This is a genomic window from Pseudoalteromonas sp. UBA6610 (assembly GCF_002433295.1).
Classification (GTDB): domain Bacteria; phylum Pseudomonadota; class Gammaproteobacteria; order Enterobacterales; family Alteromonadaceae; genus Pseudoalteromonas; species Pseudoalteromonas atlantica.
In genome coordinates this window covers 23,782-30,014 of sequence record NZ_DJHW01000091.1, presented here as the reverse complement: position 1 = coordinate 30,014, position 6,233 = coordinate 23,782, and the positions used below count along the sequence as shown (strand labels likewise).

Below are 6,233 nucleotides of genomic sequence, written 5' to 3'. Positions count from 1 at the left end.
TGTTTTCATAAAAAATCAACCGATTAATGAATATAAAACAGTAGCCAGTTTGCCCATTTGTCCGCTATATTAACTATTATTCCAAAGAATAATTCTCTCATGATATTCAGGTAAATCTTTTCGCTATTTTTTCGCTGTCCTGAAGCTATCATCTGTTGTTAACAAGTAAACGTCTAGTTTCAGGAGCATCATTTGAATATCAGCCGCAATGATAACAGAGCATACCGCGCCATTACACTCGACAATGGGCTAAAAGTATTATTAGTGCAAGATAAAGATTCAACTAAAGCCGCTGCTTCTATGGCGGTTAACGCTGGCCATTTTGATGACCCCCTTGACAGGCAAGGCCTTGCACACTTTTTAGAGCATATGCTTTTTTTAGGTACCGACCAATACCCTGATTCTGGAAGCTTTAATAATTTTGTGTCTCAATCGGGCGGGAACACCAACGCCTGGACCGGCACTGAGCACACGTGCTATTACTTTGATATTAATAACCAAGCCATTGAAAAAGCACTTGCGCAATTTAGCCGTTTTTTTATTGCCCCATTATTAAACCCAGCTGAAACCGAAAAAGAACGTAATGCCATAGAGGCTGAGTTTAAATTAAAAATAAAAGATGATGGGCGTCGTATTTATCAGGCTCATAAAGAAACCGTAAACCCAGCCCACCCCTTTGCTAAATTTTCGGTGGGTAATTTACATACCCTCGCCGATAGAGAGCGCTGCATAAGTGACGAGTTAAGAGATTTTTTTAATAAGCACTATCAAGCGCAGTGGATGACACTGGTAATTTGTGCCAACGAACCGCTTGATACACTCGCGCAGTGGACACATCGCTATTTTAGTGGCATTAATGGCCATAAAGGTGCGCTTAAAGCCCCTATTGAGGAGCCATTATATCGCGCGCAAGATATTGGCAAAGTACTGCACATTGAACCACACAAGCACATGCAAAAACTCATTATTAGTTTTGCTATGCCAAATATCGATGACTTTTATCGCCACAAAACCGTCAGCTTTATAGCCCATTTACTAGGCTACGAAGGCGCAGGCTCGCTGTACTCTATTTTAAAAGAACAAGGGTGGATTAACGCACTTTCTGCCGGCGGCGGTATAAATGGCAGTAACTTTAAAGATTTTAACATTAGCATGGCGCTTACCGATGAAGGCATTGAATACTTTGAAGACATAATAGAAATTGTGTTTGAGTATATTTGCCTAATCAACGATAACACCGACAAACTACCACGCCTGTATCAAGATAAAAAAAACCTGTTACAAATTGCGTTTGATAACCAAGAAAAATCACGCTTAATAGATTGGGTAAGTAACCTAAGCATTAATATGCAGCACTACGACGAAGCTAACTATGTGCAAGGCGATTACTTAATGGAGGGCTTTAATAAAGCCACTCACGAAATGGCGATGCAATGGCTTACCCCACATAATATGCGCTTGGTACTTATTCATCCAGGTGTAGAGGCAGAGCACACCACCGCGTGGTACAACACCCCTTACAAAGTTGAGCCAATTTCGCCGCATTGGCTGGAGTCGCTTGCGCATATAAATAAACCGCTGAGCACTATGCTGCTGCCCACAGCAAACCCCTATTTAACAAAAGAAGTTGTGCTATACGAAGTCGAAAAACCTCAAACCAAGCCTTTACTGTTAGTTAAAGAGCCTGGGTTTGACTTTTGGTTTAAACAAGACAACACCTTTAGAGTGGCCAAAGGTCATTTTTATTTAGCAATGGACTCGCACTTTGCAGTAAAAGATGTAAAGCACATGGCATTAACGCGCCTTTTTAGTGACTTATTTATGGACAGTGTTGGCGAGCAATTTTACCCCGCAGAATTGGCAGGTTTAAGTTATCATTTAACCTCTCATCAAGGCGGGCTTACGTTGCACACTGCTGGGCTATCGACTAGTCAGCTAGAGTTGGTGGAGCAATTACTTGATGCGCTGTTTAATGTTGATATTTGCGCACGCCGCTTTGCCGAATACAAAAAGCAACTGGTAAGGCACTGGCGTAACAGCAACCAAAATAAACCGGTGAGTGAATTATTTAGCGTGTTAGGTGCCAAAATAATGCCATGGAACCCACAACCTGACGAGTTAGCCACGGCACTTAAAAATACGTGTTTTCAGCAATTTAACGAATTTAGAGCCGACTTTTTTAAAGCCTTACATGTTGAGTCGTTTTTACACGGTAATTGGCAACAAACAGACGCGAAGGTATTTCATAAAAAAGTGGCTGAGCATTTAAAAAACGCCACGGCTATTGAGGATTTAACACGCCCGCTGCACGAGATAGACCAAGTGACTCGCTGCGAACTTGAACTGCCATGCAGTGATAACGCCATGGTCATTTACTACCAAGCACAAAGTGCAGAAGTGGATGAAAAAGTTAAATTAATGGCACTTAATCATATAATTAACCAAGACTATTTTAACGAGCTGAGAACCACACAACAGCTAGGTTACTTAGTTGGCTCTGGCTATGCACCATTTAACACCCGCGCCGGTATTGCTTTTTATATTCAATCACCAAAATTTGAAGCTCAGACTCTACTGCACAGGCATAATCATTTTGTAAGCCAGTTTATTGCTAACCTAGACTCCCTGGATGAAACAACATGGCAGCAGCATAAACAAGGTTTGACAACTCATATTGCTGAAAAAGATAAAAACTTACGGTTACGCTCACAGCGCTTTTGGCTTGCAATAGGCAATAAAGATCATGACTTTCATATGCAAAAACGCCTGCTAGAGGCACTGCACGCCCTCAGCCTAGAAGAAATGAAAAGCTATGCCATAGCTACTTTTTCTAAAGATAGGCCAAGATATGAGTTATTAAGTAGCGCAAAAGTAAATAAATCGCAAAAAATGCCGCTTTGCTCGCAATCTCTTTGACTCTGCAAGTAGCATGATTTAAATTATCATTTGTTAATTAGTAGTAATAAAACAAATGATAAAAATAACAACAATAAAATGTGGTTTTTACTGGTTGCTGCTAAGCCTAGCACCCGCAGCGGTTGCCTTTGAACACGCCTTAAATATAAATACCAACACCGTTTTAATTATTGCCAGTGCCCTACTTGCGCTGGCTTTGCCATACCTATTATTTGTAATTTATAAATTAAAGCGCTCACGGTTACAGCACAGCCTCTCGGAAAAACGCTTAAAAAGCACGGTTGAAGGCAGTGGCGATACTCTTTGGGATTGGAATATAAAAACAGGCGAAGTTATTCGTATTAACGATAAATACATGATGGATTCAACAACGTTAATGGGTTTTCCGCCAAACAAAAGCTTGATCCACCCACACGATATTGCCTCAGTAGAGCATTTATTAAAAAAACACTTTGCTCAAAAGTCTGCTTTTTTTGAAGCCACTTATCGCATTAAAGACACCTTTGGCCACTGGCACTGGGTATTAGACCGCGGAAAAATAATAGAAAAAGATGCCAACTTAGCGCCACTGAGAATGACCGGCACAGTGCGTGATATTTCAGTGTTAAAATCAACACAAGAGCGCCTCAATTTATTTGCTAAGTGTGTAGAATCACTCACTGATGCACTTGCTATATATGATAAAAACTTTAACTTAGTTGATATTAACCCCAGCTTTTTAACGCTTTTTGGTGGCGTTAGAGAGCAATATCTCAAAAAGCCTTTTAACTTACCTGGTTACGATAAAAGCTACACAGAAAATATTAAAAATATAGTGCGAGAGCGGGAGCGAATTCAACAAGAGGTAAAACTGCGCAATAGTGAGCGAGTGTTACTGCCAATAGAGATTTCTATTGATGAGATAAAAAACGATCAACACCAAATAACAAACTATGTAGTGGTTTATTCAGATTTAACCGAACGTAAAAATGCACAATCGCAACTGCATAATTTATCAAATAGAGACCGTACGACCAGTTTACCTAACAGAAATTTATTTTTTACCGACCTACAAAAGCTAGTAAAACAAAATACCCACCATGCCCTTTTGGTATTTGATTTAGATAACTTTAAAAAGATTAATGATTCATTAGGCCACCAGCTAGGCGACAGCCTATTAGCAAAACTGGCTATGCGATTAAATAAGTTAACCCGAGAGAATGATGTTTTTTACCGCCTAGGGGGTGATGAATTTGCCTTAGTTATGGCAGATACTAATGATATTCATGTTATTACTCGCATGGCAAAGCAATTTTTAGCTGCAATTGCGACCCCATTTAAAATGGCAGGCCACGAGCTCGCTATTACCTCAAGCGTAGGCATAGTGTTATTCCCCGAAGATGGCAGTACGCCAGAGCTACTATTAAAAAACGCTGATACCGCCATGTATCATGCTAAAAAGAAAGGCAATAGTTACCTGTTTTTTAACGACACCATGAACCGCCAAGCGGTTAAACGCTTACAAATAGAAAACCTAATGCGCTTTGGTCTAAAAGAAAACCATTTTGAAGTGTATTACCAACCAAAAATGAATATTCGCACAGGTAAACTTACCGGAATGGAAGCATTAGTGCGCTTTATAACCCCTAAAAAAGGCGTTATTAGCCCCGGTGTATTTATTCCTATTGCAGAGGAAACCGGGCAAATAATAGAAATTGGTGAAGTGGTTTTAAACAAAGCGTGTCGCGATGTAAAACAATGGCTAGACGATGGGCTATTTAGCGGCCGCGTTGCAGTTAACTTATCGGCTAAGCAGTTTAGCTTGCCAGATTTAACGACCCGTATTGACGTGATATTGCAAAAAAACGAGCTACCTTCTTACTTTTTAGAGCTGGAAATTACCGAGGGCACGGTAATGGACGACCCACAAGAAGCCATTGCAATTATGCGCTCGCTAAGTGCGCGTGGTATTCATTTAGCCATGGACGATTTTGGTACAGGTTATTCATCTTTAGCGTACTTAAAACAATTTCCGCTGAATACCTTAAAAGTAGATAAAGCATTTATTGATGACATGAAAACCGAACGTGGCCGCAACATGGTTGACTCTATCGTGACGATTGCGCAAAACCTCGATTTACATGTGGTTGCTGAAGGTGTGGAGCAAGCAAGCCAAATTGACATACTCAAAACGCTAAATTGTGAAACCGTACAGGGCTACTTCTATTCAAAACCGCTTTCAAAAGATGAATTTACGGCCTTTTTAAAACAGCAACAAAGCAACTCTACGCCAAGCCTTATTAGTGCTAATAAACATTTAGCGCAAATAAGGTAATGTTACGGGCGCCATATACACGCACCAGCTCCTACGTTGCGTATAAAAGCACGCCTGTAATGCAAACCAAATAAGCAGCATGCGCCAGGGCCTATTAGCGCCCCTAATAAAATCCACCGTTTAATTGGCATACCTTTTTTAAGCGCTTGAACATAAATGGCCAAAGCACATAGAGCATTAATAAAAACGAAAAGCAAACATCACCCCAACTGAGCTCAAAACAACGCTGCGCATTTTAACGGCAAATAACACACTTTTAAAGCAGCAGGCTTGATAAGCCAATGAGTCGCCATTTTAGCTATCAGCGCATATAAATTAAGTATTGATGCAAATTACTATTCCCTAGTTTAAAAATTTAGCCATAAAAAAAGCCGGCATAGCGCCAGCTTTCCAGCTTTATTGTATAGCTTGGGTTACTTTTCAGCGCGACCCATAAATTTGTGCTCAACCGTATTAATACGGATACGGTCGCCCGTAGATATATGCTCAGGCACCGAAATGGTTAAACCCGTGCTCAGGCGTGCAGGCTTAGAGCGTGCACTGGCAGAAGCGCCTTTGATTGAAGGGTCTGTTTCTTCAACAACCAGCTCTACGCTTGATGGCAAATCTAAACCTACAGGCGAGCCATCAATCACAATAACGTGTACGCCTTGCGTTTCTTCGTTAACGAATTGAATCTCTTCTGCAATCGCCTCTTTGTTTAAGTTATACGGCGTGTAGTCTTCATTATCCATAAACACGTATTCATCGCCATCAATGTACGAAAGCATTGCTTCGCGGCGAGTTAAATCTGCTAGGGTTAGCATGTCGCTGTCTTTGAAGGTTTCGTCTACTTTCGCACCTGTTACTACATCGTATAAACGCATACGGTACAAACTACCGCCTGCACGACCTTGCGGTACTGAACGTACAATATCTTTAACTACCAACACGCGATTATTAAACTCAATCGCGGTTCCTTTTTTAACTTCACTCGCCTTTGGCATGGGGGTTTTCCTATTAT

At 40.8% G+C, this 6,233-nt stretch carries 4 protein-coding genes; 2 read left to right on the top strand and 2 right to left on the bottom strand.

Annotation, left to right across the window (positions count from 1 at the left end; genetic code table 11):
- The first annotated feature begins 192 nt into the window (after positions 1 to 192).
- On the top strand, positions 193 to 2,916 hold the full coding sequence (locus tag B4F91_RS12200) for an insulinase family protein (protein ID WP_096739928.1): 2,724 nt from the start codon (positions 193 to 195) through the stop codon (positions 2,914 to 2,916).
- A gap of 55 nt (positions 2,917 to 2,971) precedes the next feature.
- Positions 2,972 to 5,230, top strand: coding sequence for a sensor domain-containing protein (locus B4F91_RS12195; protein WP_286936748.1), 2,259 nt, complete (start codon positions 2,972 to 2,974; stop codon positions 5,228 to 5,230).
- Between the two features lie 2 nt (positions 5,231 to 5,232).
- On the opposite strand, the gene B4F91_RS12190 is transcribed toward B4F91_RS12195, so the two are convergent.
- Both B4F91_RS12190 and yeiP read right to left on the bottom strand, forming a co-directional pair.
- Entirely contained in the window at positions 5,233 to 5,412 is a 180-nt protein-coding gene (locus B4F91_RS12190; RefSeq protein ID WP_408003169.1) for a hypothetical protein, read from the bottom strand.
- Positions 5,413 to 5,643: 231 nt separating this feature from the next.
- A complete protein-coding gene (gene yeiP / locus B4F91_RS12185) occupies positions 5,644 to 6,216 on the bottom strand; it encodes an elongation factor P-like protein YeiP (protein ID WP_004587302.1) in 573 nt (190 codons plus the stop codon).
- Positions 6,217 to 6,233 lie beyond the last annotated feature (17 nt).

Bases quoted from the DNA above. Each gene is read 5' to 3' on its own strand.
- B4F91_RS12195 (WP_286936748.1), top strand. From the start codon at position 2,972: ATGATAAAAATAACAACAATAAAATGTGGTTTTTACTGGTTGCTGCTA.
- yeiP (WP_004587302.1), bottom strand. From the start codon at position 6,216: ATGCCAAAGGCGAGTGAAGTTAAAAAAGGAACCGCGATTGAGTTTAAT.